The 23,156-nt window shown below is 58.1% G+C and carries 26 protein-coding genes, 1 tRNA gene and 1 pseudogene; 19 read left to right on the top strand and 9 right to left on the bottom strand.

What is annotated here, in order from left to right:
• Positions 1-14: 14 nt before the first annotated feature.
• Positions 15-1,064, bottom strand: a complete 1,050-nt coding sequence (gene queA, locus ACYZT9_RS21890) for a tRNA preQ1(34) S-adenosylmethionine ribosyltransferase-isomerase QueA (protein ID WP_462007378.1) — start codon at positions 1,062-1,064, stop codon at positions 15-17.
• A 107-nt stretch (positions 1,065-1,171) separates the two neighbouring features.
• Here queA and ACYZT9_RS21895 point away from each other — a divergent pair.
• Positions 1,172-1,256, top strand: a tRNA-Leu gene (locus ACYZT9_RS21895).
• A 148-nt stretch (positions 1,257-1,404) separates the two neighbouring features.
• Entirely contained in the window at positions 1,405-1,734 is a 330-nt protein-coding gene (locus ACYZT9_RS21900) for a hypothetical protein (RefSeq protein WP_462007379.1), read from the top strand.
• A gap of 60 nt (positions 1,735-1,794) precedes the next feature.
• On the opposite strand, the gene ACYZT9_RS21905 is transcribed toward ACYZT9_RS21900, so the two are convergent.
• The 3 genes and pseudogenes from ACYZT9_RS21905 to ACYZT9_RS21915 all read right to left on the bottom strand — a co-directional run bounded on the left by ACYZT9_RS21905 (position 1,795) and on the right by ACYZT9_RS21915 (position 3,473).
• Positions 1,795-2,151 (bottom strand): DUF7079 family protein, encoded by a 357-nt coding sequence (locus ACYZT9_RS21905; protein WP_462007380.1) that lies wholly within the window; start codon positions 2,149-2,151, stop codon positions 1,795-1,797.
• Positions 2,136-2,917 (bottom strand): annotated as a pseudogene (locus tag ACYZT9_RS21910) (hypothetical protein). The gene ACYZT9_RS21905 and the pseudogene ACYZT9_RS21910 overlap by 16 nt, the downstream one beginning before the upstream one ends.
• A gap of 10 nt (positions 2,918-2,927) precedes the next feature.
• Positions 2,928-3,473, bottom strand: coding sequence for a PAAR domain-containing protein (locus tag ACYZT9_RS21915; protein ID WP_462007381.1), 546 nt, complete (start codon positions 3,471-3,473; stop codon positions 2,928-2,930).
• A gap of 517 nt (positions 3,474-3,990) precedes the next feature.
• On the opposite strand from ACYZT9_RS21915, the gene ACYZT9_RS21920 reads away from it, so the two are divergent.
• Positions 3,991-4,302 (top strand): DUF3077 domain-containing protein, encoded by a 312-nt coding sequence (locus tag ACYZT9_RS21920; RefSeq protein WP_462007382.1) that lies wholly within the window; start codon positions 3,991-3,993, stop codon positions 4,300-4,302.
• A 329-nt stretch (positions 4,303-4,631) separates the two neighbouring features.
• On the opposite strand, the gene ACYZT9_RS21925 is transcribed toward ACYZT9_RS21920, so the two are convergent.
• Complete coding sequence (locus ACYZT9_RS21925) at positions 4,632-5,549, bottom strand: Abi family protein (protein ID WP_462010269.1); 918 nt, start codon at positions 5,547-5,549, stop codon at positions 4,632-4,634.
• 578 nt (positions 5,550-6,127) lie between these two features.
• Between ACYZT9_RS21925 and ACYZT9_RS21930 the strand changes: the two genes are divergently transcribed.
• The 9 genes from ACYZT9_RS21930 (at position 6,128) to ACYZT9_RS21970 (ending at position 13,220) form a co-directional block, all read left to right on the top strand.
• Positions 6,128-6,448 carry a hypothetical protein gene (locus tag ACYZT9_RS21930; protein WP_462007383.1) on the top strand — a complete coding sequence of 107 codons (321 nt, stop codon included), beginning with the start codon at positions 6,128-6,130 and terminating at the stop codon, positions 6,446-6,448.
• A 1-nt stretch (position 6,449) separates the two neighbouring features.
• Complete coding sequence (locus tag ACYZT9_RS21935) at positions 6,450-6,515, top strand: hypothetical protein (protein ID WP_462010270.1); 66 nt, start codon at positions 6,450-6,452, stop codon at positions 6,513-6,515.
• A complete protein-coding gene (locus ACYZT9_RS21940) occupies positions 6,512-6,766 on the top strand; it encodes a bacteriocin immunity protein (RefSeq protein ID WP_462007384.1) in 255 nt (84 codons plus the stop codon). The genes ACYZT9_RS21935 and ACYZT9_RS21940 overlap by 4 nt, the downstream gene beginning before the upstream one ends.
• A 47-nt stretch (positions 6,767-6,813) precedes the next feature.
• Positions 6,814-7,314 carry a DUF3916 domain-containing protein gene (locus ACYZT9_RS21945; RefSeq protein ID WP_462007385.1) on the top strand — a complete coding sequence of 167 codons (501 nt, stop codon included), beginning with the start codon at positions 6,814-6,816 and terminating at the stop codon, positions 7,312-7,314.
• A 193-nt stretch (positions 7,315-7,507) separates the two neighbouring features.
• On the top strand, positions 7,508-7,783 hold the full coding sequence (locus ACYZT9_RS21950) for a DUF7683 domain-containing protein (protein ID WP_462007386.1): 276 nt from the start codon (positions 7,508-7,510) through the stop codon (positions 7,781-7,783).
• 328 nt (positions 7,784-8,111) lie between these two features.
• Positions 8,112-8,588, top strand: coding sequence for a formate dehydrogenase subunit gamma (locus ACYZT9_RS21955; RefSeq protein WP_428273133.1), 477 nt, complete (start codon positions 8,112-8,114; stop codon positions 8,586-8,588).
• Complete coding sequence (locus tag ACYZT9_RS21960; protein ID WP_462007387.1) at positions 8,585-10,123, top strand: formate dehydrogenase beta subunit; 1,539 nt, start codon at positions 8,585-8,587, stop codon at positions 10,121-10,123. Before ACYZT9_RS21955 ends, ACYZT9_RS21960 begins: the two co-directional genes overlap by 4 nt.
• Positions 10,120-13,002 carry a formate dehydrogenase subunit alpha gene (fdhF, locus tag ACYZT9_RS21965; RefSeq protein ID WP_462007388.1) on the top strand — a complete coding sequence of 961 codons (2,883 nt, stop codon included), beginning with the start codon at positions 10,120-10,122 and terminating at the stop codon, positions 13,000-13,002. Before ACYZT9_RS21960 ends, fdhF begins: the two co-directional genes overlap by 4 nt.
• Positions 12,999-13,220 (top strand): formate dehydrogenase subunit delta, encoded by a 222-nt coding sequence (locus ACYZT9_RS21970; protein WP_462007389.1) that lies wholly within the window; start codon positions 12,999-13,001, stop codon positions 13,218-13,220. The genes fdhF and ACYZT9_RS21970 overlap by 4 nt, the downstream gene beginning before the upstream one ends.
• Before the next feature lie 160 nt (positions 13,221-13,380).
• Here ACYZT9_RS21970 and ACYZT9_RS21975 read toward each other — a convergent pair whose 3' ends face one another.
• The 3 genes from ACYZT9_RS21975 to ACYZT9_RS21985 are packed head-to-tail and all read right to left on the bottom strand — an operon-like array spanning position 13,381 to position 15,829.
• Positions 13,381-13,749, bottom strand: coding sequence for a PH domain-containing protein (locus ACYZT9_RS21975; protein ID WP_462007390.1), 369 nt, complete (start codon positions 13,747-13,749; stop codon positions 13,381-13,383).
• 29 nt (positions 13,750-13,778) lie between these two features.
• Positions 13,779-15,122: an ATP-binding protein gene (locus ACYZT9_RS21980; RefSeq protein ID WP_462007391.1), complete on the bottom strand. Its 1,344-nt coding sequence runs from the start codon at positions 15,120-15,122 to the stop codon at positions 13,779-13,781.
• Positions 15,119-15,829 carry a response regulator gene (locus tag ACYZT9_RS21985; protein WP_462007392.1) on the bottom strand — a complete coding sequence of 237 codons (711 nt, stop codon included), beginning with the start codon at positions 15,827-15,829 and terminating at the stop codon, positions 15,119-15,121. Before ACYZT9_RS21985 ends, ACYZT9_RS21980 begins: the two co-directional genes overlap by 4 nt.
• Positions 15,830-15,995: 166 nt before the next feature.
• Here ACYZT9_RS21985 and ACYZT9_RS21990 point away from each other — a divergent pair, with 166 nt between their 5' ends.
• From ACYZT9_RS21990 to ACYZT9_RS22010, 5 genes are all read left to right on the top strand, one after another.
• Complete coding sequence (locus ACYZT9_RS21990) at positions 15,996-16,787, top strand: MlaA family lipoprotein (protein ID WP_462007393.1); 792 nt, start codon at positions 15,996-15,998, stop codon at positions 16,785-16,787.
• A complete protein-coding gene (locus ACYZT9_RS21995; protein ID WP_462007394.1) occupies positions 16,777-17,028 on the top strand; it encodes a hypothetical protein in 252 nt (83 codons plus the stop codon). The genes ACYZT9_RS21990 and ACYZT9_RS21995 overlap by 11 nt, the downstream gene beginning before the upstream one ends.
• Before the next feature lie 92 nt (positions 17,029-17,120).
• Entirely contained in the window at positions 17,121-19,037 is a 1,917-nt protein-coding gene (locus ACYZT9_RS22000) for an alkaline phosphatase D family protein (RefSeq protein WP_462007395.1), read from the top strand.
• A gap of 85 nt (positions 19,038-19,122) precedes the next feature.
• Positions 19,123-19,611 (top strand): P-loop NTPase family protein, encoded by a 489-nt coding sequence (locus ACYZT9_RS22005; protein ID WP_462007396.1) that lies wholly within the window; start codon positions 19,123-19,125, stop codon positions 19,609-19,611.
• Between the two features lie 11 nt (positions 19,612-19,622).
• Positions 19,623-19,880: a Txe/YoeB family addiction module toxin gene (locus ACYZT9_RS22010; RefSeq protein WP_462010271.1), complete on the top strand. Its 258-nt coding sequence runs from the start codon at positions 19,623-19,625 to the stop codon at positions 19,878-19,880.
• A 5-nt stretch (positions 19,881-19,885) separates the two neighbouring features.
• On the opposite strand, the gene ACYZT9_RS22015 is transcribed toward ACYZT9_RS22010, so the two are convergent.
• Positions 19,886-21,061 (bottom strand): acetylornithine/succinylornithine family transaminase, encoded by a 1,176-nt coding sequence (locus tag ACYZT9_RS22015; protein ID WP_462007397.1) that lies wholly within the window; start codon positions 21,059-21,061, stop codon positions 19,886-19,888.
• A 102-nt stretch (positions 21,062-21,163) separates the two neighbouring features.
• On the opposite strand from ACYZT9_RS22015, the gene ACYZT9_RS22020 reads away from it, so the two are divergent.
• Together ACYZT9_RS22020 and ACYZT9_RS22025 are read left to right on the top strand one after the other, a co-directional pair.
• Positions 21,164-22,069 carry a LysR family transcriptional regulator gene (locus ACYZT9_RS22020; protein ID WP_462007398.1) on the top strand — a complete coding sequence of 302 codons (906 nt, stop codon included), beginning with the start codon at positions 21,164-21,166 and terminating at the stop codon, positions 22,067-22,069.
• A 65-nt stretch (positions 22,070-22,134) separates the two neighbouring features.
• A complete protein-coding gene (locus ACYZT9_RS22025; protein WP_462007399.1) occupies positions 22,135-23,148 on the top strand; it encodes a sensor domain-containing diguanylate cyclase in 1,014 nt (337 codons plus the stop codon).
• Positions 23,149-23,156: the final 8 nt, after the last annotated feature.

Genomic DNA, 23,156 nt, shown 5'->3' on the forward strand with positions numbered 1-23,156 from the left:
ACGACTTTGGCGACTCATTCTTTGTCCTCAGGGCCACGTGGTGCGGGGTTACGGGTGATAAACATCGCATCACCGTAGCTGAAAAAGCGGTATTCATGCTCCACGGCGGCTTTATAAGCGGCCATGGCTTCGGGATAACCGGCAAATGCCGAAACCAACATCAACAGCGTGGATTCGGGCAAATGGAAGTTGGTGACCAGGGCATCGACCACGTGAAACGGCCGGCCCGGATAGATAAAGATGTCGGTGTCGCCACTGAACGGCTTCAAAACGCCATCGCGCGCGGCACTTTCCAGCGAACGCACGCTGGTGGTCCCCACCGCCACCACGCGCCCACCGCGAGCGCGGCAAGCGGCGACGGCATCGACCACATCCTGACCGACTTCCAGCCATTCGCTGTGCATGTGATGGTCTTCGATCTTCTCAACCCGCACCGGCTGAAACGTGCCCGCGCCAACGTGCAAGGTCACGAACGCCGTCTCGACGCCCTTGGCCGCAATCGCCTCCATCAGCGGCTGATCGAAATGCAGCCCCGCCGTCGGCGCCGCCACCGCGCCCAGGCGCTCGGCGTACACCGTCTGATAACGCTCACGGTCCGCGCCTTCATCCGGGCGGTCTATATAAGGAGGCAACGGCATGTGCCCGACGCGGTCGAGCAGCGGCAACACCTCTTCGGCAAACCCCAGCTCGAACAACGCATCGTGACGCGCGAGCATCTCGGCCTCGCCACCGCCATCGATGAGGATCTTCGAACCCGGCTTCGGCGACTTACTGGACCGCACATGGGCCAGCACGCGATGACTGTCGAGCACCCGCTCGACCAGAATTTCCAGCTTGCCGCCGGAAGCCTTCTGGCCAAACAGCCGCGCCGGAATCACCCGGGTATTGTTGAACACCATCAAATCGCCCGGGCGCAAATGCTCGAGCAAATCAGTGAATTGACGGTGTGCCAGGGCGCCGCTGACCCCATCAAGGGTCAACAGGCGACTGTTGCGACGCTCGGCCAAAGGGTGGCGAGCGATCAGCGAATCAGGGAGTTCGAAAGTAAAGTCAGCAACGCGCATGATGGGGTTCGTCTAGCAGGGCCCGGAAGTCTAGCGGAAATAGTGAAAATTCTCCATGTACCTGATTGACCAACGGTTATCTCATCTCTATACTTCGCCGCCATTGAGCCCTGATGGCGGAATTGGTAGACGCGGCGGATTCAAAATCCGTTTTCGAAAGGAGTGGGAGTTCGAGTCTCCCTCGGGGCACCAAAATTAAGAAAGGTCTTGCTTTGCAAGGCCTTTTTTTTCGCCTGTAGAAAAGCACCTGGCACCCCGCTGACGTGTGGGAACCGGCTTGCTGGCGATCTTTTGATCTTCGCGCTCTCGGCTGGTACAACAATTCTCAAGGATTCATCTCATGGAACTGCTGCTGGAAACTGTTGCTCTGTTCTGTCTCAAGCTTGCTTATGAGACGGAGGGTTCGAGCCCGATTCTGCGGGATGATTTGATGATGAGTGATTATGAGCGAGAGGTGTTTGGGTTGCTGGTGCGTAGAGGGGATGTGGAGGCGATTCAGGGGAAAGTGGATGAGTGTGTGGGTTTGGCGCTGAATGCCATCGGAGGCGCTGAAACAGTCTTAGGCCGCGAACTGCATCGCTTGGCCGTAGTATTCAGCACTGCGCGGACGATGGAGCAGCTGGACGCCCCACTTATAGCGCTCAAAAATTATCTGAAGGATATTCAGTGAGTGCTTTCGTAGGGCGCGACGCCGCTATCCACTGTGCAGCAGTTGCTTCGAAAACAGAAACTAAAGCCTGCTGTTGATTTCCTTCCAGATATACCCGTAGTTATAACTCAACCAGCGAACGAGCAGCTTATCGAACTGCCTGCGAAACCAATTGTTTTTCCTGGCTGCAAGTCTTTCTTCAATCATTGTGTTGAGCGAGTCAGGATCGAAACCTGTCCAAACCGATGGGACGGCCGATTCAATATTGGTAAAGCACACAGGCGCAACTTCTGAATAGAGGATTTCGTATAGCGCCTGACGATCAATACCTTTCACTTGCTCTGCTATATAGTCGTAATCTACCGGCGAGTCGTTGAACGGATCTGAAAGTGCGGTTCTGATTTTTGTCAGTTCAGGCTGACTCAAAAGATATCCCAATGCGAAAACTCCTCTAGCTCCTCATCGAGAGAATCGGCTACCGCTTCGCCAGCCACACCCCCTGCGACGCTTCCCACCAAGACAACGGCAATTGCACAAATGGGAGCACCGGGACCACACAGAGCGCTTACTCCAAGCCCCGCGAGCAAACCTCCCACTGCACCACTGCCCACTATGATGCCTTGCGTGCGGTCTCCTTCGTCTTGTTTTCAGCATTCAGAATTTGATAGGTCGCAAGGGCGGCGGTGACTAGAATCCCGAGCTTCCCCATCATGCGCATTTTTTGGGTGCCTTTCGTGAACGAGGCATCGTCCCGACCGGCCGCTTCCAGAATTGTGTAGTGGATTTTGGTTTGTTCTGCTGGAGAAAGGCTGATGTATTTCTTTTTAAAGAGACGCTCGGAGTAACGGTCAAATAGCGAGTTAAGCGTCCTGCCATCGGGCTTCTTCTTTTGGACGATGGCTAGACCTTGGGCGGATGTGAATTTGCGATGCTCCATCATGATCTTGTTTCTCATTTCATGACTGAACTGCACGCCCTCATGCGCGGTAATTTTCCCTGCTTTGACGTCCGCCAATGTTTGCTGAGACATGCGCTTGATATTTTTCATGTAGCTGGCCCGGACCTTTTCGTCAGAGATAGCATCCAGAGAAAATCTGAGTGCAGTTCCCTCCATCAATTCCAGGGCTCTGTCGAGCGGAGAGTCCATCAACGCGTGCTCACGTTGAATGACATAACTGCCGGTAACAAGATACGGCTCGGTCATAGGATGTTCCTTATCCTAAAATTTTATTCAAAAGGCTTTCTGTAAGAGACGAAGTAGCGGTAGCCGAATCTTCGTCGAACTTAAGCATCAAACAAACCTTCCCTGAGGGGTTAGCAAATTTAACAGCGTTGTCCCCGTTAAATACGCCTGGAAGTGTTGATCCATCCTCAAAATGGGCCGTACACGATAAACCTTCATAGCTTTCGGTGGCAGGGATTCTGAAGCCGATCCAGCTAGCGCCAAGGGCGAGAGGCGCTGGAGGAATAAATGAGCAGGGTGTGTGAGAGTCACCAATTATCACCGTCCCCGAACCACCGATGACAACACTGCCGTGGGTCCCGCCGGTATCAATGGTCGCGGCATTCTTGCCGTTGATGCAAACTGTTGAGGACAGACCAGTGGACAACGCACTGCCACAAGTACAGGTATCGCCTTGGCGTGCGGCTGAGAGCCCATCGAAGAAAACGTCTGGCGACCCTGTCGCGATAGTATTGGTACCGTGCCCCGGTAGCGGGCAACTTGAAGGGTCGGTTTTACGCGCTGCTGGCTTAGCCAAGATGACCTCCTGTCATTGGATCCTGATTTGGCAAATAACCTAACAGATTGCTGGGGCTGTTGCGTACCTCCTAGCGAGGAAAAGGGACAGACCGGATTTTCTTGATTCAGGTGATTGCAAACGAATCTTCAAGGTTGCGGGGAGGAATTTTGCGCGATACCCTTCCGCCGTCGCTGCCAATTCAGCGACCGGGTGTGAGAGCCCGAAACAATCAAGGCGTAAAGCGCCAAAAAACCTGTCGTGGCGTTTTTTTTTCGTCTGCGATATGGCTTTATGGCGGCTGTGCGTGGGAGACCTTCGGGTCTACCGGTTGCCTTGATTGCCGGTTTCTCACCCCGCGCACGGCTGTCACCCAAGCCCGTGAGAAGGCTCGTGGCAGCTCCTCAAATCAAGGATGTTGACCCATGACTAAAACAAATCCGTACAAAATTTGGCTTTCCCCTCAACGCAACTCCCAATCGCGTAACGCCCCACCATCCACCCTCTCCCACCGCCTCTCCCTCATCGGAGGTGGCAAATGACCGAACAACCCGAACTCACAACCATCGGCCTGACCCCCGCCATCTACTGCGGTGATCAAGCGCTGTTCCACGTCACGCGCAACGTCCCTCTCAGCGAGGCGTTGACCATGGCTTCTGATTTCCTCTTCCTCGCCAAGGCGCTGACCAAGGATGCGGCTTACGCCAAAGACACGGACTACCACGCCTGGGCTGCGCATTATTTGACGTCGATGAGTAAGGCGGTGGTGGATGATGTGGTGAAGGTGCTGACTCAGGATCGGGATAATGAGCTGGCGAATAAGCGGGCGGAGGGGATGGCTGAGGGGTAGCTCGCGATTGGGCCAGACTTGGTCTGGTGTTTGGAGATATGTAGGGCAGTTGTAGGAGCTAGCTTGCTCGCGAAGATTGCGGCCATTTAGCGGGATTGGTGGTTGGCTTGGGTTTTTCGCGAGCAGGCTCGCTCCTACAGGGATTGTGATTCAGTGCAGGGTATTGTGGTGGTTGGGCTGGAGCCTTCGCGGGCAAGCCCGCTCCCACAGGGATTTCGGGTAGCTGAAGCCCGTTGTTGGCCCCGGGGTTTCCGGGCTTTAGAGCGCGCGTGTCAGAGCACGTGTTTGACTGAAATGCGGACTGGTTGATTTACAGATGCCAAAGCCAATTAGATCCCGAACAGTTTCCGAGGAAATCCGCTTTCATCCGGGAACCCCATCGCCTTGAAGCTGCATCCGGGCATCGTAGGCTTACTGTCGATCAGGCCTGCAACGTCATTAATCCAGGTCGAGGATGGCGCGATCTTTCGCAGCAGAAACTCTATGACAGCGACTAACCCGTACAGCCGCTTGAGCGCATGTTGATCCAGCTGCAGCACCTGAAAATACGGCTCAGCGGGGACCGATAACGGGTTCGGCCAAGCCTGATTCCAGATACGCGTATGGTGTGCACAGCGGTTGCGCAAATGGCTGGTTTGCTGCATCCATCGACTAAACATCTTGGCGTTGTTCAGGCCGAGTCGCGCGAGTATGAGATTTTGATACTTGCTGCTGAGCAGCTCGAAGAATTCCGAAAGGTCCCCGAAATCCCATGCCTCCACAGCGACCCAAACAGGAATGGACTTACCGGTTCGCACGTGCCACTGAATGCAGTCCTCTTTGCTCCGTGAAATATGCGATTGCTGCTTCTGGCTCCACTCTGTCCACTTGTTCCGCGTACTACCGCGGCGATCGGTGTACGGCTGAGTCCATTTGTGCAGGATGAATTTCGCATTGGTATAGGCCATCGGGTCGTGATACCCGACCTCGTGAGCCATTACGGTCTTGAGGTGAACCTCCAGGCGCTCGACCGCATCCAGCATGAGCATTCGCAATCGTTTATCGAACTGGTAAAGGTCTACAGCCGAGTCGAAAGAGGTGGCTAGCTGGAAAGTGTCGAGACGCAAAGGCTTGTCCGTGACCGGGCAGACGTCATGCTGCAGGCCGTTCATTTTAAAGTCTCGCGCCGGGTACCAATAACCGCTAAGGCGGTAATACCCTAACTGCGCGAGTTTGCGCTCTGCACGGGATGGGTCATGGATCTGCATACCCCTGCTGGCCAGCAGTGCAACCAAGTCACGGTATGTACGGAACGGCTTTGGAGGGGCTGGGTTAGCCAACTTCCACCTTCCAGAAACAAGAAGGCCCGAACGTAATGCCGGACTTAGCCAGCACCAGAGGATCGGGCGCGATTGAGGTGAATGCTGCCGTAGCCTGATGACCGTGTCAAATGTGTACGGCCTATAAACGCGGCAAACACCACGGTTTGTGCGGTTTTTTGACGATCTGTTGCAGGCGACAGCACGCGCTTGTTAGCAGGCTAAAGCAGAGCGCTGCGGATTGTTGTCAGGCCATTCCGAGATAGAGGTAGGGATGTTCCTTGGATGCCTGATGCTGGTGATTATTAGCGCGCGCAAGACCAAAGGCTTTCCCGAACAGGCTCGCTCCCAAAAAAGGACGGTGATGGCGTCCATGATTTCGATTTACAACTTGGTACGTATGAAAGCACCTAGCGGATCTTGCGTACTTCACAGAGTCTGAAACTTCAAGTTACCGAGCCGAATTGACCGGGAAGCGAGCTCACCGACAATCTCATATCTCGATACAAAGTCACACAGGGATTGTCATGACCAAGGACAAGCAGAAAAAGGATCCTTTCGACGACTTTTGGAGCCGGAAACGTCCGAACGGTGGCGCCTCGTGGGCCGACTGGAATCCGCCTCCTGAGCCAGAGCGCAAATATATCCCCAAAGATGAATGGCCCATTCCCAAGGAGCGTACAGACAGAGTCTTTGCCAAGTGCTGCACACCTGAAAACCGGGGGAGCACTCACGCCGGCAGCGACTCCATGCCCGCCTCGGACTTTGGCAAGGTCATAGAGCAGGTGAGAGAACATCTTTTGAATTGCACCATGTTGTTCATATCACAATGGCGGCGCGCTTTATGACGTGGACAACCTACGCGTGAACACGCCTAAAAACCATATTGATAATCACCGGACAAAACAGCGATGAAAAAAACCATTTCTGACTTCACTGAGGTTGAGTTCATTACATTTGTAAGTACTGTGCTCGCAGCAAACACTAGCCCAGATGAAATTCTTGATCCGTTGCTATTTGAATTTGAACGCCTTTGTGAGCACCCTGCCGGGTCTGATCTCATTTATTGGCCGGAGGACATGAGCAAAAATCCAACAGCCGAAAGTATCACTGAAACAGTGAAAAACTGGCGCGAATCCAAAGGGCTTCCGGGTTTCAAGCGGTAAGCTCGAATAACAACGAAAGACTTTTTCGACATCACAAGGACGTATCAATGCGGCAAATCGCCCTCAGCAACAAGCCACTCAGAGGCATTCCCCGCCGCCTTCGTGCTCTGGAACGCTGGGCCTCCGGATTTCGCGACGAGTTTTACCCGCGATCCGAGCGCATGGAACGCTACACACATTGGAAGATTCCAGTGCACGCGGCCTTGGTCCAAGGCCCACAAGCCGGTATCGAAGTTCAGGCCTTCTGCATTCAGCAACTGCTCGAAGCCGCTAGCCACCTGTCCAACGCTGCTGACCACTCACAGGGCTACTACCGCGTCGCTTGTTTGCTGGTGTGGCCATGGGTTCATCAGAGCGAGGTCACCCTCTTCTATGACCGGGACTATTATCTGAGTTTTCTCGGTGAAACTAACGCTCTCATGCCAGAGCGGATCAGTCATGGTCTTGCGTTGCACACACCAGCGGATTTCATCGAGCACGGGCATGACGTGACTCAACCTGACGATGAGGTCGCAGTACAGTGGTGGTGTATTGGGGAACCCGCCTGAGGCCTGACGGCTTTCGCTAGCAGGCTCGCTCCTACAGGTTTTTTGGTTCGGCTAAGGTCTTGGTGTGGCTGGGCTGGCGCTTTCGCGGGCAAGCCCGCTCCCACAGGGATTGATGGGGTGGTTGAGAATGGGGGATGGGGCTTGGGGATTGAGGCTTTTGATTCTCTGCTTGGCGCGAATGCTGAGTTCGACCATGAAACTGGCATTCGGAACAACCAGCAGCCCCAACAAGGAAAGTAGAGCCATGAAACACGTGATTATGGGAGTTCCCGAAAGCGAGGATTTCGCTACCTATGAAATGGAAATCGCGGTTTCCGTCGAGGACCTAAATCCAATCAGGGGCTGGGCGAAGGACGATGAATGCGTATATGACTACCAGCTCACCGCAGACCAAATCAGCGCAATCGAACAGCTCTGCTCCCTAAAATTGCACACCGATCTGATGCTGTTTCTTACCTGCAGCGCCTGATATACATCACCCATCAACAAGCCCACAGTGTATTGAACCGGGGAATAAACACCCCGTGCCCCACTCATCTAGACTTAATGGATAGTCGTAGGCAGAACCGAATACGTCGCTTTGGTGCAGTTCAATCAAAAGCGCCATGGCAAGCTGCCTCAATGCCCTTAATGAGGTGCGGCGAAGACCGCATCGGGCACAACAAGATGCCCGCTCAGGGTGCCCTGGCCAACGGCCTGAAATTGCCACGATGCCGTGACGTGGTGTGAGTGCCGCAGCCGACACTTTCGGACGACCGACAACCTTCTGGTTTGTCCGTGACCGTGAGGATTGCTGTATGCCTGATGAGATGTTGCACCTGCCTATGGTCAACAGTCTGCTGGAGCGCCACAAACGCTCCCCCGGTGCGCTGTTGCCCATTCTTCATGAAATTCAGGCAGGCATCGGTTATATCCCCGATGCTGCCATTCCCGAGATTGCCCACGCCCTCAATCAGAGTCAGGCGGAGATTCGCGGGGTGATCAGCTTTTACCATGACTTCCGTACCGCGCCGCCGGCTCGGCACATTCTGCGTTTGTGCCGGGCTGAGTCGTGCAAGAGTCGTGGCGCCGAGCAGTTGGCCGCGCAGTTGCGCGAGCGTCTGCAACTGGATGATCACGGCAGCAGCGCCGACGGCAGCATCAGTTTGCGTCCGGTTTATTGCTTGGGTGCCTGCGCCTGTTCGCCAGCGCTGGAATTGGACGGTCAGGTACATGCGCGGCTGAGCGCCGAGCGGCTGGATGCGTTACTCGACGCTTGTCGGGAGGACGCATGATGTCGTGCTTCTATTTGTCTGCTGATTCGCTGGCTCGTGCCGTGGGTGCTGATGAAGTGGCCTTGGCCCTCTCAGATGTGGACCTGCAACGCACCAGTTCGCGCGGCCTGTACTGGCTGGAACCGTTGTTGGAAGTGGACACGCCGCAAGGCCGGATCGGCTTCGGCCCGTTGACCGCTGCCGATGTGCCGTCCGTGCTCGAGTCGCTGGAAGGCGAGCCGTCTGCTCATCCGCTGGCCTTGGGCCTGGTGGAAGAGCTGCCTTTTCTGAAGACGCAACAACGCCTGCTGTTTGCCCGCGCCGGAATTACCCGGCCGCTGTCTCTCGACGACTACCGGGATCATGGAGGTTTCGAGGGTTTGAAAAGAGCCGTCACCATCGGTGGCGAACAGACGGCGACTGAGGTGTTCGACTCGGGCCTGCGTGGCCGTGGCGGCGCGGCCTTCCCCGCCGGGATCAAATGGCGCACGGTGCGCGCCACCCCGGCGGCGCAGAAATACATCGTGTGCAACGCCGACGAAGGCGACTCCGGCACCTTCGCCGACCGCATGCTGATGGAAGGCGACCCGTTTCTGCTGATCGAAGGAATGGCGATTGCCGGCATCACCGTCGGCGCCACTTATGGCTACATCTACGTGCGCTCGGAATATCCACAGGCCGTCGCCACGTTAGACAGCGCTCTGGCGATTGCTCGGGCTAATGGTTATCTCGGAGCAAATGTCGGCGGCAGCGGTCTGGCCTTCGACATGGAAGTGCGCGTCGGTGCCGGCGCCTACATCTGCGGTGAGGAAACCGCGCTGCTGGACTCCTTGGAAGGCAAACGCGGGATCGTCCGCGCCAAGCCGCCGATCCCCGCGTTGCAGGGCCTGTTCGGCCTGCCGACGCTGGTACACAACGTGCTGACCCTGGCCTCGGTGCCGCTGATTCTGGCCCAGGGTGCGCAGTTCTATCGCGATTACGGCATGGGCCGTTCTCTGGGCACGATGCCCTTTCAGTTGGCGGGCAATGTTCGTCACGGCGGCCTGGTGGAACGGGCCTTTGGCCTGACCCTGCGGGAACTGGTGGAAGATTACGGCGGTGGCACCGCCAGTGGCCGGCCATTGAAGGCTGCTCAGGTCGGCGGCCCTCTTGGCGCCTGGGTGCCGCCCGCGCAATTCGACACGCCGCTGGATTACGAGGCCTTCGCCGCCATCGGCGCCATGCTCGGTCACGGTGGTGTGGTGGTGGCTGACGACAGCCTGGACATGGCCCGCATGGCGCGCTTCGCGATGCAGTTCTGTGCCGAGGAATCCTGTGGCAAATGCACGCCGTGCCGCATCGGCTCGACCCGGGGCGTGGAGGTGATCGACCGCCTGCTGGCCGCGCCTGACCAGAGCGGTCGCGATGAGCAGGTGATCATCCTCAAGGACCTGTGCGACACCCTGCAATACGGTTCGCTGTGCGCGTTGGGCGGCATGGTCTCCTTTCCGGTCGCCAGCGCCCTCAAGCACTTCCCCGCCGACTTCGGTCTGCAAGCCTCGGAGGCCGACCAATGATCTCTCTCTTCGACCCGAACACCGATATCGATCTTGGAACACCGGCGCGCAACAGCCAGGTACAAGTCACCTTGAACATCGACGGCCGCAGCATCAGCGTGCCCGAGGGGACCTCGGTGATGCGCGCCGCCGCGCTGCTGGGCACCACGATTCCCAAACTCTGTGCCACCGACAGCCTGGAAGCCTTCGGCTCCTGCCGAATGTGCCTGGTGGAGATCGACGGCATGCGCGGTTATCCAGCGTCCTGCACCACGCCGGTCAGCGAGGGCATGAGCGTGCACACCCAGACGCCGAAGCTCGCGACCCTGCGCCGTAACGTCATGGAGCTGTACATCTCCGATCACCCGCTGGACTGCCTGACCTGCTCGGCCAATGGCAACTGCGAGCTGCAAACCGTCGCCGGCCAAGTCGGCTTGCGCGAGGTGCGTTATGGCTATGAAGGCGACAACCATCTGGCCGACGTGAAGGATACTTCCAACCCGTATTTCGATTACGACCCGAGCAAGTGCATCGTCTGCAACCGTTGCGTGCGCGCCTGCGAAGAGACCCAAGGGACTTTTGCCCTGACGATTACCGGACGCGGTTTCGAATCCCGGGTCACGGCCGCCGGTGGCGAGAACTTCCTCGACTCGGAATGCGTGTCCTGCGGCGCCTGTGTGCAAGCCTGTCCTACCGCGACGCTGATGGAAAAAAGCGTGGTCGAAATGGGCCAGCCGGAACGCAGCGTGATCACCACCTGCGCCTATTGTGGCGTGGGCTGCTCGTTCCGCGCCGAGATGAAAGGCGATCAGCTGGTGCGCATGGTTCCAGACAAGAACGGTCAGGCCAACCACGGCCACTCTTGCGTCAAGGGACGCTTTGCCTGGGGCTACGCCACCCACCCGGATCGCATCACCAAACCGATGATCCGCCAGCACATCAACGACCCTTGGCAGGAAGTCAGCTGGGATGAAGCGGTCACCTACGCCGCCAGCGAATTCCGTCGATTGCAGCAGAAATACGGCCGCGACTCCATCGGTGGCATTACCTCCAGCCGCTGCACCAACGAAGAAACCTATCTCGTACAGAAACTGGTGCGCGCCGCGTTCGGCAACAACAACGTCGACACCTGTGCGCGGGTCTGCCACTCGCCGACCGGGTATGGCTTGAAGCAAACCTTGGGCGAGTCCGCCGGCACCCAGAGTTTCGATTCGGTGATGCAGGCCGACGTGATCCTGGTGATGGGCGCCAACCCCAGTGACGCCCATCCGGTGTTCGCCTCGCAGCTCAAACGCCGCCTGCGTGAAGGCGCGCGGCTGATCGTTATCGATCCGCGACGCATCGATCTGGTGGACTCGGTGCATGCCCGCGCCGCACTGCACCTGGCCCTGCGCCCGGGCACCAACGTCGCCATGCTCAACGCCCTGGCCCATGTGATCGTCACCGAAGGTCTGCTCAACCGGACCTTTATCGACGCCCGTTGTGAGGGCATCGATTTCGCCCACTGGAGCGAGTTCGTCAGCCGTGCGGAAAACTCGCCGGAAGTCCTTGGCGCCATCTGCGGCGTTGACCCTGCCGACATCCGTGCCGCCGCTCGTCTATATGCCACCGGCGGCAACGCGGCGATTTATTACGGCCTGGGCGTCACCGAGCACAGCCAGGGCAGCACCGCGGTGATGGGCATCGCCAACCTGGCCATGGCCACCGGCAACATCGGCCGCGAAGGCGTGGGCGTGAACCCGCTACGGGGGCAGAACAACGTTCAAGGCTCCTGCGACATGGGCTCCTTCCCCCACGAGCTGCCCGGCTACCGGCACATTTCCAACGAAGTGGTACGGGCGCAGTTCGAACAGGCGTGGAATGTCACCTTGCAACCCGACCCGGGCCTGCGCATTCCCAACATGTTCGAGGCAGCGCTGGGCGGCACTTTCAAAGGTTTGTATTGCCAGGGAGAAGACATCGCCCAGAGCGACCCGAACACCCAGCACGTCACCGCAGCCCTGTCGGCCATGGAATGTGTGGTGGTGCAGGACATTTTCCTCAACGAAACCGCCAAGTTCGCCCACGTGTTCCTGCCGGGCAGCTCGTTCCTGGAAAAGGACGGCACCTTCACCAACGCCGAGCGGCGCATCTCCCGGGTGCGCAAGGTCATGGATCCCCTGGGCGGCAAGGCCGACTGGGAAGGCACCATGGCCCTCGCCAACGCCCTGGGTTACCCGATGAACTACACGCACCCGTCCGAAATCATGGATGAAATCGCCAGCCTGACGCCGACCTTCACCAACGTCAGCTACGCTGCACTGGATAGCCACGGCAGCTTGCAATGGCCGTGCAATGCCGCCGCACCGGACGGCACGCCGACCATGCACATCGAGCAATTCGTGCGCGGCAAAGGGCGTTTCATGCTCACCGGTTACGTGCCCACTGAGGAGAAGGTCAACAACCGCTATCCGCTGCTGCTGACCACCGGGCGCATCCTCAGCCAGTACAACGTCGGCGCCCAGACCCGGCGTACCGACAACGTCGTCTGGCACGATGAAGATCGCCTGGAAATCCACCCGACCGACGCCGAGAGCCGTGGCATCAATGAAGGTGACTGGGTCGGCATCGGCAGCCGCGCCGGGCAGACAGTCCTGCGTGCGCGGGTCACCGAACGGGTTGCCCCGGGCGTGGTGTACACCACGTTCCACTTCCCTGAATCGGGGGCCAACGTCATCACCACCGACAACTCCGACTGGGCCACCAATTGTCCGGAGTACAAGGTCACCGCCGTGGAAGTCAGCCGCGTCTACCACCCTTCGGAGTGGCAAAAACGCTACCAGGCCTTCAGCGACGAACAGGACCGTTTGCTCAAGGATCGCCGGCAGGCGCGCGGCGCTAAAGCGGAGGTGCGTCGATGAGCACCGACAACCTGATCAAGATGGCTAACCAGATCGCCCAGTACTTCGCCAGCGAGCCGGACCAGCAACAGGCCGTGCTCGGTGTGCGAAATCATCTGCAGATGTTTTGGGCGCCCAGCATGCGCAAGGAGTTGCAGGCCTGGCAGACGGAACATCAGGGGGCAGACTTGCACCCACTGGTGCAGGCTGCGGTCAGTGGCGCGGGGTGGGAAGCTTAGGTTCACACAAACCCTTGAGATTGCCCCTGGACCTGGTGGCTGAAAGACAGCGGGAAACTGTGGGAGCGAGCTTGCTCGCGATTGCGTCAGTTCAGTCAACATTTATGCTGAATGTGCTGCCCTCATCGCGAGCAAGCTCGCTCCCACAGTTGTTGTGTGTTCAAAGCAAATGCTGAGAAATAAGCTTTGAGATCTCTACCATCGACGTCCTGCCTGTAAATTCGAACTTCACCCGTCCCAACGACGAAAAATAAATCTCCAATTCAGAATCCAGGTCAAATGTCCCGGACGTTTCCACCGAGTACGCCACGATGTTTTTATACGGCAACGAAGTGAAGTCTTTCTTGCTGCCGGTGAGCCCCTGCACGTTGACCGCGATGATGCGTTTGTTGGTGAACACCACGCCGTCGCGCATGGATTTGTAGGCGTCGATGACGCGCTCCCCTTCCAGCAGCAGCGCGGTGACGCGTTCGGCGTATTCTTCGTTTTGCTTGAGTTTGAAGAAGCCTTTGTTGTTGAAATCAATCATCTGCTTTTCCCTGTTGTTCAAATGAATATCTAAACCGAATGCACCGGCAACACGACCAACGCTTCCAGGCCACCGCTGGACCGGTTACGAAGTTTCAATTCCCCGCCATGCTCCAACACTATGGCGCGCGCAGCCGATAATCCCAAACCCACGCCACCGGTGCTTTTGTTACGAGAGCCTTCCATGCGAAAGAACGGTGTGAATACTTGTTCAAGGCTGGTGTCGGGAATACCCGATCCATGATCGAGTATTTTGATTCGTACCTCCCCAGCATCAGCCATCAGCTCAATCGCCGGCTCACTGCCGTACTTGATAGCGTTATCCAGCAAGTTGGTGACCACACGCTTAAGCCCCAACGGTCGACCGAAATACACCAACCGCAACGGACCGGTAAAGGCGATCTCAAAACCCTGATCCCGATAATCATCCCGCAAGGTTTGCAGCAATTCCGCCAGATCAAACTGGGTCGCCGGTTCAAGCCGGGCATCATCACGGAAGAATTCCAGCGCCGAGTTGATCATTGCCTGCATTTCATCCACGTCGCGAAACAGTCGTTGCTGTTGCTCGGCATCTTCAATGAACTCCCCCCGCAAGCGCATCCGCGTCAGCGGCGCGCGCAGGTCGTGGGAGATGGCGGCGAGCATTTGGGTGCGGTCGCGGATGAAGTGTTGCAGCTGGGCCTGCATGGCGTTGAACGCGAGGATGGCCTGGCGGATTTCCTGGGGACCGAGGGGTTCGATGGGCGGGGCACGGAAGTCGACGCCGAAGCGCCGGGCGCCTTCGGCGAAGTGTTGCAAGGGTGTGGCGAGACGGCGGGTGGCGATGAGCGCGACGAGAGCGGTGGAGATCAGCACCAGCAGGATGACGATCAGGTAGCGCGGTGTTTCGTCGAGGCCCCAGCTGCGTGTGGGTGGAGAGAACAACAGCCATGAGGCGTCCGACAGTTCGATCAGCAGCACGTAACGCGCGTCCGCCGAGGGCTCGGTCCAGTCGCTGGGTTCATAGGCCTCGATACGTCGGCTGGCGGAGTTGAGCAACGGCTGCAAGATCTCCGAGCCTTCCTCGGAAATCGGGTCGTCCACGGGCGGCAGTTTCAGATCGTGTCGATCAAGGTGCCAACTGACGTTGAAGCCATCTTCGCTGGCGGCTTGCGCCAATTGTCCACGCAAGGGTGCCGGGGCGGTATCGATGAGCCGGGTGACGATCGCGGCCTTTTCCAGCAAACCGATTTCGGTCAGCGGCGGACGCGCCCACACGCCGGCAATTTGTATAAAAAGGCCATTCAGCGCCAGTGAAATGAGCATCGCCAGGATGATCGTCAACGCGATCCAGCTCGCGACTGTGTCTCGGCGAATCCGCTTCAGCCAGATCATCGCCGCGTCACGCTGGGGGTGAACAGGTAGCCGCCGTTGCGCACGGTGCGAATCATCGCCGGGCGCTTGGTGTCGGATTCGAGCTTTCGCCGCAAGCGGCTGACCTGGACGTCGATGCTGCGATCGAACGCGTCATGGCAATGCCCGCGCGCCAGGTCCAGCAGTTGTTCGCGGGTGAGGATGCGCTGCGGGTGTTCGACGAAGACCAGTAGCAAATCAAACTCGCCGGCCGAGAGCGGGATCATCACGTTGTCCGGCGAACGCAGTTCACGGCGGGTGACGTCGAGGTGCCAGTCGGCGAAGTCGATCAGCGGGCGTGGGCGTTCCTGGGCCAGCGGACGACGATCGTCGACGCGGCGCAGCACAGCGCGTACCCGGGCCAGCAATTCTCGGGCGTCGAAGGGTTTGGTCAGGTAATCGTCGGCGCCGAGTTCGAGGCCGACCACGCGATCACTCAACTCGCCCATGGCGGTCAGCATGATCACTGGCAGGGCGTGGCGGATCCGCAGTTGCTGACACAGGATCAGCCCGCTGTCGCCCGGCAACATCACGTCAAGAATGATCAGGTCCGGCGCCTGGCGCTCGATGCTCGCCCACAGTGACGGACCGTCGGTGGCGACCGCGACGCTGTAGCCGTGCTGCACGAAGAATTTTCTCAGCAGATCGAGGACTTCGAGGTCGTCATCGACAATTAAAAGGCTGTTCACCGAAGGTCACTTTAGGGCCGAATGGAACCGCCATCTAAAACCATTCATGGCGGCGCGTCATATATTTCACTCCTGCAATAAAACATCAGCGGCGCAATAAACCGGACATCTTTGCGCAAGGCTCGGGGCCCAGCATCACGGCGAATTCCTCCCGAGACTCGCGTCCATGTTGCCTTTCAAATGTGCTCCCTGGCTGGCCCGTAACACTTCGATTGCCGTGCTGGCCGCCGGGTTGGCGGGTTGCAGTAGCCAACCGTCGCCTACCACCGAAGTGAGTTGCGCCGACATCGCCTATTCGGTGTACGACCCGGCGGAACCGATCAATCGCGGGATCTTTGCGTTTAACCGGGTGGTGGATGATTACGCTATGGCGCCGGTCGCTCGCGGTTATCGCTACTTGCCGGACTTTTTCCAGACGGGTGTACATAACTTCGTCGAGAACTTCGGCGAGCCCAAGGTATTTATCAATGACTTGCTGCAGGGCAACCCTCGACGCTCGGTTAATACGCTGGGGCGTTTCGTGCTGAACACGACCGTTGGCGTGGTGGGCTTGATCGACGTCTCCGGCAAGGTCGGCATCCCGCGTCACGACGCGGACTTCGGGCAGACGTTTGGTGTGTGGGGCATCGGCAACGGCCCGATTGTCGAGTTGCCGCTGTTCGGCACGTCCAACAGCCGCGATGCCGCCGGGCGAGCGCTGAGTTTTGTAGTCGATCCGTTCGGCAGCAATAGCGATACCGTGGACACGCTGTCGACGATCAACACAGTGGGCGGCATCGTCGATGGTCGCGCCGAAACCTTGCCGCTGACCGACAGCCTGAAAAAACTGCCGGACTATTACAGCGCGTTGCGCAATGTGGTGGCCGAGCATCGAGCGGCGTACGTGATCGATGGCAAGCAGGGCTCACCGGACAAAACCAAACCTCAATGCACAGGAGCACCGGCCGATGGGTTCTGAAAGCAGCAGCTTGATTTTGCAGCAGCGAGTGACGTGGCGTGACCCGGCTAATTTGCACTGTCGGGAAATCACTTTGCGTTTGTCGCCGGATTGTCGGCAACTGGTGCTAAGCCGCTACACCGAGCATTACGGTCCGGCGGTGGTGCGCTGGATCGAGCGCAGTCATACGGTGTCGGTGAGTGATGTGTTTCGCTGGTTGGTGGCGAATGGGGAGGTGGGCGTCGTCAAGGCGGACAGTTAGCGCGGCGACAGTCGACTTCGAACCTGTTGCAGTTCATCCACAGAAGCTGCGTTATCATCCCGTGCTTCAGTGTACGAACAAACCGGATATCCATGTCTTTGCCATTGCCTGACGATCATCAAACACTGCCCCCAGTCCTTGTCGGCCCGCTGTTGCGGCGGCTGGAGCCTACACGGCTGGTGCTGTGGCTTGTAGGATCCCGGGCGTTGTCGCTGACGTTGCGTCTGCAAAACCGTGATGACATTCGACTGGATGCTGGGAAATGCACCGTCATACCGGTCGGCACTCACGCATTTATCCATCTGATTGATGTGCCGCTTGAGGCCGCCCTGCCCTGCGACACGCTGATCGAGTACGACTTGCTTATTGATGACGCGGCAACCGGCATCGCCGATTGGGCGCCGCATCTTCTGTATGGCGAAGCACGCTGCCCGAATTTTGTATTGCGATCCCGGATCGACCAACTGCTGCATGGCTCCTGCCGCAAACCTCATCACCCCGCCACCGACGGTTTGCTTTGCGTTGATCGCTTGCTGGCGTCAGAGCATGAAGCCACGGAACGCCCGGCGCTGTTGATGATGAGTGGCGATCAGGTGTACGCCGACGATGTCGCAGGACCGATGCTGCGGGCCATCCACTCGTTGATCGAGCGGTTGGGGCTGTTCGGCGAACACCTCGAAGGTGCCGTGGTCAGCGACAGCGCCAAGCTCTATGAGCATGCTGCCAGCTACTACCACCGCGCGGATTTGTTACCGGCGTTGCAAAGCAATGAAACCCTGCGCGAGCGATTTTTCGGCGGCGCGCGTAAGCCGATTTTCACCAGCAGCAGCGCCGACAATCATCTGGTGACGTTCGCTGAAGTCATGGCCATGTACCTGCTAGTGTGGTCGCCGACACCCTGGACACTGATCGCACCCAAACCGCCGAAACTGATTCCCGAACGACGCGAGCGTTATGCGCTGGAGCAGACGCGCATCGATGGTTTCAAGGCCAGCCTGAGCGGTGTCTCACGGGCCTTCGCGCATTTGCCTTGCCTGATGATCTTCGACGACCACGATATTACCGACGACTGGAATCTTTCCGCGCAATGGGAGGAAACGGCCTACGGCCATCCGTTCTCCAAGCGCATCATCGGCAACGCGCTGATTGCTTATATGTTGTGTCAGGGCTGGGGGAATAATCCGGATGCGTTCGGCGCTTTGCTGGAGAAAACCGCTGGATTGATTTCGACCGGAGACGACCAGTACCTCGATAGCCCGGTGCAGGACAGCCTGATTGACGAACTGTTGAGATTTCAGCGCTGGCACTACGTGCTACCGACCACTCCGGCGATGGTGGTGCTCGACACCCGCACCCGGCGCTGGCGCAATGAGATGACGCTCAAGCAGCCTTCCGGTTTGCTGGACTGGGAAGCCCTGAGCGAATTGCAACAGGAACTGCTCGACCACCCCTCGGCAATCATCGTTTCGCCCGCACCGGTCTTTGGCGTAAAGCTGATCGAAACCGTGCAACGGGTATTCAGCTGGTTCGGTTATCCGCTGTTGGTGGACGCCGAAAACTGGATGGCCCATCGCGGCGCGGCGCAGGTGATCCTGAACATTTTCCGACACTCGCGTACACCGGGTAACTACGTGGTGCTGTCGGGCGATGTGCATTATTCCTTCGTCTACGAAGTCTTGATCCGACACCGCAAGGCCGGGCCGCGGATCTGGCAGATCACCAGCAGCGGGATCAAGAACGAGTTTCCGCCTGCGCTGCTAGAGTGGTTCGATAGGCTCAATCGCTGGCTCTATTCGCCGCGCTCGCCGCTGAACTGGCTGACCAAACGTCGGCGTATGCGCATCGTGCCGCATGTTCCGGAGCATGCTGAAGCGGGTGAACGATTGTGGAATTCGGCGGGGATCGGGCAGGTGTTCTTTAATGAGAAAGGGCAGCCGCAGGCGATTTTTCAACACAACTCGGATGGTTCGCCGAAGACGCGGATGGTGGCGCCTGAGGATAATGACTGAAGGCGAGCCCGATTTCGCGCGTCACCCCCAAAAATCTGTGGGAGCGGCGGTGCGGCGATCCGTGCGTTAACGCAGGCCACTTGCGATGAATCTCACTCGGACACTGATCATCGGCAACTCCGGTTCCGGCAAAAGTTGGCTGGCCGAGCGATTGTCCAGACAACTGCAAGTGCCTTGGGTTGATCTGGACACACTTCACTGGCAATCCGACGAACATTCTATCGCCCGTCCACGCGCCGAAGCATTGGGCATGGCGCGGATCGCGGCAGATGAAGAGCGCTGGATAATCGAAGGTGTTTACGGCTGGATCATCAGCGAAGTTATCCACCGCGCAACGGCGTTGATCTGGTTGCGGGTTGATGATGAAAATTGTGTCGCCAATATACGCCGACGAGAACAAAAACCTCGCGATGCCGAGCTGTTGATGGCGCTGCTGGACTGGGCTGGCAGTTATCGTGCTCGCGAAGGCTCAAGTGGTTTCTCCGCACACCAGCAACTGTTCGATGGGTTCGGCGGCTCAAAAATCCGACTGATGAATCAAAGCGAGATCACGGTATTTGCGAACACACTGTGACCGGCCAAAGGATGGCGTGTTGTTCGGATGGGGCCTACATCAATCCCGGAAACGTCTCGAAGGACCATGAGCGATACTCAGTACCCACGCAGACACGTCGTCTACGCAAATCAATTCAACACGAGCCATTTGATGGAATCGGGAAGCCCGAGCCGCTCAAACACAATTTGAGCGGCTTGTGGTCACGCAGGATTACTGCCGAACACCGATTGATCTACGCGATTGAGGAAGGCGAGATACGAGTCGCGATGTGTAGATACCATTACTAAAAACCTCAGGTCGCACTGACCGCCCGACAAACCCCTCTGACAATCATCTCCACTTCTCGCTCATCAATCGTCAGCGGCGGCAGCAGGCGAATGGTCTTGCCCCGTGTCACATTGATCAACAAGCCGTGATCCCGGGCGGCGATCAATGTCAGGTCGCGAATCGGTTGCTTGAGTTCGATACCGATCATCAAACCCTGGCCGCGAATCGCCAGCACGTTCAGGTCATCTGCCAGTTCGATGCGCAATCTGCCGAGCAAGCGTTCGCCCTGCACTTTGGCGTTTTCCAGCAGCCCTTGTTCTTCAATGATATCCAGCACGGTGCAGCCGACCCGGCATGCCAATGGATTTCCGCCGAAGGTGCTGCCGTGGCTGCCCGGGGTAAACAGGTCGGCAGCTTTGCCCCTGGCCAGGCAGGCACCGATGGGGATGCCGTTGCCGAGACCTTTGGCCAATGTCATGACGTCTGGAACGATGCCTTCGTGCTGGAACGCAAACCACTGGCCGGTGCGACCGATGCCGGTCTGGATTTCGTCCAGCATCAGCAGCCATCCGCGCCGGTTGCACCGTTCACGCACGGCCTTGAGGTAACCCGGCGGAGCCAGTTGCACACCGCTTTCACCCTGAATCGGTTCCATCAGAATCGCCACGATGCGCGGGCCATGGGCCTGTTGCACTTTGTCCAGCGCCTTGAAGTCGCCGAACGGCACCTTGACGAAATCCCCCGGCAGTTCATTGAAACCCAGGCGTACAGCCGGGCCATCGCTGGCGGACAACGTGCCGAGCGTGCGGCCATGGAAGGCATTTTCCATGACGACCACCAAGGGCTGCTCGATGCCTTTGCGCCAGCCATACAGCCTCGCCAGCTTCAGCGCAGTCTCGTTGGCTTCGGCACCGGAGTTGTTGAAGAACGCCCGCTCCATGCCCGCCAACCGGGTCAGCTTCTGGGCCAGCCGCTGTTGCCAATCAATGCTGTAAAGGTTCGAAGTGTGCAGTAACAAGCCGGCCTGTTCGCTGATCGCGGAGACGATTTTGGGGTGGGAGTGGCCGACGTTGGTCACCGCCACGCCCGCCACCGCATCCAGGTATTCACGACCGGCCTGATCCCACAGGCGCGTGCCCAAGCCTTTAGTGAAACTCAAGGCCAGTGGTTGGTAAGTGCTCATCAGGCAGGCGGCAGTCATGACATCAGGCTCCATCAATAGTCGGTGTTTTTGCAGTATGGTTAGCCACCTGAGCTGGATAAACGCTGCAACACTTCAATCATTTTAAAGCCGAGCTTGATAATGGATCTGTTCCAGGCAATGACCGTTTACGTAAGAGTGGTGGAATCCGGCAGCATGACCGCCGCCGCTTTTCAGTGCGAAATGTCCACCACCATGGTGGGCAATCATTTGCGGGCACTGGAGCAACGTCTGGGCGTGCGCTTGCTTAACCGTACGACGCGGCGCCAGCGGCTCACGGAATTTGGCACGGCGTACTATCAGCGCTGCCTTGAAGTACTGGGGCTGGTGGCCGATTCCGAACGCCTGGCCGAGCAAGCCCTCGACGAGCCGAGCGGCACTCTGCGCATCACCGCTCCGCTGACGTTCGGCACCGAAAAACTCGCGCCCGCGCTGAGCGAATTCGCCCTGCTTTGTCCTCGAGTCAAGCTGGACGTGGTCCTCACCAACCGGCGCCCGGACCTGCTCGAAAATGGTTTCGACGTGGCGTTTCGGCTGGGCAACATGGAACAGACCAACCTGATCGCCCGTCCACTCGTTGCGTACACCCTGACGATGTGCGCATCACCGGAATACCTGATACGCCGAGGCAACCCGGAAAAACCTGATGACCTGCGACACCACGACTGCTTGTCCTTTGCCTACCCGGCCGGCGATGACTGGCACTCGGTGGAAAAGGAATGGCGCCTGACCGGGGTTGAGGGCGAGGTGGCTGTGGCAGTCAGTGGACCCATGCTGATCAACAGCTCCGCAGCATTGCATCAAGCGGCACGCACCGGCATGGGCATCGTGTTGTTGCCCGACGCGTTGGTGGAACAAGACCTCAAGGACAGAAAACTGGTGGCCGTGATGCAGGATTACCAGCCGCCGAGCCGGCCAATGAGCCTGATGTACGCTCAGGATCGCTACCGTTTGCCGAAACTGCGCAGTTTCGTCGACTTCGCCATGCGGATGTGGGGCAAGCACTAGCGGGGTGAACACACCATCGACTAATCTCCTCGACTGGCGAGTCACTTTGATCAGGGAGAGCGGTGATGGATGGGGCCTCGGATATCGAAGCGTTGAAGTTCAATCTGTCAGATTTGAACGAAAACATGCTGCACACCATTATGGAACTGGTCAGTGACGGCATCTGGGACTGGAACGCCAATACCGGTTTCGTTTACCGCAACCCCGGCTGGTACGAAATGCTTGGCTACGCACCTCACTCCCTGGACAACACGGTGTTGACCTGGGAAAACGTGATGCATCCCGACGATTATCCGCGGGTCATGGCCCTGTTTGACGACTACCTGAGCCAACGGGCACCCGTTTATAAAGCCGAGTATCGATGTCGCACACAGGACGGGCGCTACATCTGGATCGAAGACCGTGGCCACGTGCTTGCACGTAATGCCGACGGCACGGTCGCGCGAATGGTCGGTGCGCACCGCAGCATTGAAGAAAAGAAACTGCTGCTCGAAGCGCTTGAACGAAGGAATCAATCCCTGGAAGCCATCGTCGAAGAACGCACTCGAGAATTATCCCGGGTCAACCAGCAGTTGCAGATCCAACTCGAAGAAAACCGCAAACTGGCGGAAACCGACGCGCTGACCGCAATCGCCAATCGACATCGTCTGAGTAAAACCCTTCCTCAGGCATGTGATCGCGCCCAACGCTTTCGACAACCCCTGTCGCTGATCGCCATGGACATCGACGACTTCAAGAACATCAACGATCACTACGGTCATGCCTTGGGTGATGCCGCATTAGTGCAGGTGGTCGAAAGCGTCAAGCACTGTGTCCGCGAGGGTGATTTGCTGGCTCGTTGGGGCGGTGATGAGTTCATCATTATCCTGCCCAACACTCCGTTGACCGACGCCAGAACCCTCGCCGAGACCATCCGCCAAAGCCTCGCAGACTTGCCGCCGGTAGGAGACTTTCAACTGACCCTCAGCATGGGTGTGGTTCAGCGCTTTGACGAAGAACAGCAGACCGGGCTGCTGGCCAGGGCTGATCAGGCGTTGTATCGGTCGAAGGTGGCGGGCAAGAATGTGATTTCGGGGTGAGCGTCGTC

It is taken from the genome of Pseudomonas sp. ZT5P21, from assembly GCF_054897785.1.

Coding starts and splice junctions, on each gene's coding strand:
- ACYZT9_RS21975 (WP_462007390.1), bottom strand. CDS start 13,749: ATGATTGATTTCAACAACAAAGGCTTCTTCAAACTCAAGCAAAACGAA.
- ACYZT9_RS21970 (WP_462007389.1), top strand. CDS start 12,999: ATGAGCACCGACAACCTGATCAAGATGGCTAACCAGATCGCCCAGTAC.
- queA (WP_462007378.1), bottom strand. CDS start 1,064: ATGCGCGTTGCTGACTTTACTTTCGAACTCCCTGATTCGCTGATCGCT.
- ACYZT9_RS21920 (WP_462007382.1), top strand. CDS start 3,991: ATGACCGAACAACCCGAACTCACAACCATCGGCCTGACCCCCGCCATC.
- ACYZT9_RS21900 (WP_462007379.1), top strand. CDS start 1,405: ATGGAACTGCTGCTGGAAACTGTTGCTCTGTTCTGTCTCAAGCTTGCT.
- ACYZT9_RS22020 (WP_462007398.1), top strand. CDS start 21,164: ATGGATCTGTTCCAGGCAATGACCGTTTACGTAAGAGTGGTGGAATCC.
- ACYZT9_RS21955 (WP_428273133.1), top strand. CDS start 8,112: ATGCCTGATGAGATGTTGCACCTGCCTATGGTCAACAGTCTGCTGGAG.
- ACYZT9_RS22015 (WP_462007397.1), bottom strand. CDS start 21,061: ATGACTGCCGCCTGCCTGATGAGCACTTACCAACCACTGGCCTTGAGT.
- fdhF (WP_462007388.1), top strand. CDS start 10,120: ATGATCTCTCTCTTCGACCCGAACACCGATATCGATCTTGGAACACCG.
- ACYZT9_RS21925 (WP_462010269.1), bottom strand. CDS start 5,549: ATGCAGATCCATGACCCATCCCGTGCAGAGCGCAAACTCGCGCAGTTA.
- ACYZT9_RS22005 (WP_462007396.1), top strand. CDS start 19,123: ATGAATCTCACTCGGACACTGATCATCGGCAACTCCGGTTCCGGCAAA.
- ACYZT9_RS21980 (WP_462007391.1), bottom strand. CDS start 15,122: ATGATCTGGCTGAAGCGGATTCGCCGAGACACAGTCGCGAGCTGGATC.
- ACYZT9_RS21945 (WP_462007385.1), top strand. CDS start 6,814: ATGCGGCAAATCGCCCTCAGCAACAAGCCACTCAGAGGCATTCCCCGC.
- ACYZT9_RS21930 (WP_462007383.1), top strand. CDS start 6,128: ATGACCAAGGACAAGCAGAAAAAGGATCCTTTCGACGACTTTTGGAGC.
- ACYZT9_RS21995 (WP_462007394.1), top strand. CDS start 16,777: ATGGGTTCTGAAAGCAGCAGCTTGATTTTGCAGCAGCGAGTGACGTGG.
- ACYZT9_RS22000 (WP_462007395.1), top strand. CDS start 17,121: ATGTCTTTGCCATTGCCTGACGATCATCAAACACTGCCCCCAGTCCTT.
- ACYZT9_RS21950 (WP_462007386.1), top strand. CDS start 7,508: ATGAAACTGGCATTCGGAACAACCAGCAGCCCCAACAAGGAAAGTAGA.
- ACYZT9_RS21990 (WP_462007393.1), top strand. CDS start 15,996: ATGTTGCCTTTCAAATGTGCTCCCTGGCTGGCCCGTAACACTTCGATT.
- ACYZT9_RS21940 (WP_462007384.1), top strand. CDS start 6,512: ATGAAAAAAACCATTTCTGACTTCACTGAGGTTGAGTTCATTACATTT.
- ACYZT9_RS22010 (WP_462010271.1), top strand. CDS start 19,623: ATGGCGTGTTGTTCGGATGGGGCCTACATCAATCCCGGAAACGTCTCG.
- ACYZT9_RS21960 (WP_462007387.1), top strand. CDS start 8,585: ATGATGTCGTGCTTCTATTTGTCTGCTGATTCGCTGGCTCGTGCCGTG.
- ACYZT9_RS22025 (WP_462007399.1), top strand. CDS start 22,135: ATGGATGGGGCCTCGGATATCGAAGCGTTGAAGTTCAATCTGTCAGAT.